Source organism: Aeromicrobium phragmitis (assembly GCF_003674095.1).
Classification (GTDB): Bacteria; Actinomycetota; Actinomycetes; order Propionibacteriales; family Nocardioidaceae; genus Aeromicrobium; species Aeromicrobium phragmitis.
Genome location: NZ_RDBF01000216.1, coordinates 1 through 341 on the forward strand (window position 1 = coordinate 1; position 341 = coordinate 341).

The following is a 341-nucleotide window of genomic DNA, read 5'->3' on the forward strand; positions in this document are numbered from 1 at the left end:
CGACCTTTCCCGGTCCCGCCACTGCGAACGTGCGTTTCGCCGAGGGCGTCGAGCCCGAGGCAGCAGGAGACGAGGCCTGGCTCGCGGCATGGCAGGAGGCCGACGAGCGCGTGGTGGCGGCGTTGCCGGCCGCGCCGGTGTTCGAGGTCGCGCGCGCCGTGTGGGACGCCGTCGGCGAGGACGGGCTGCTGTACGTCGGCTCCTCCAACCCGGTGCGCGACCTGGACCTCGTGGCCCGCCCGGCGTCGGCCGCGCGCCTCGTCCTCGCCAACCGCGGTCTTGCCGGAATCGACGGCGTCCCCGCGTCGGCGATCGGTGCCGCGCTCGCGCAGGCCGAACGG

Annotated in this window: 1 pseudogene; it reads left to right on the plus strand. The window is 76.0% G+C overall.

Features of this window, described 5'->3' with window-relative positions:
• Positions 1-29 precede the first annotated feature (29 nt).
• A pseudogene (locus D9V41_RS17035) lies at positions 30-341 on the plus strand (hypothetical protein); the annotation flags it as partial.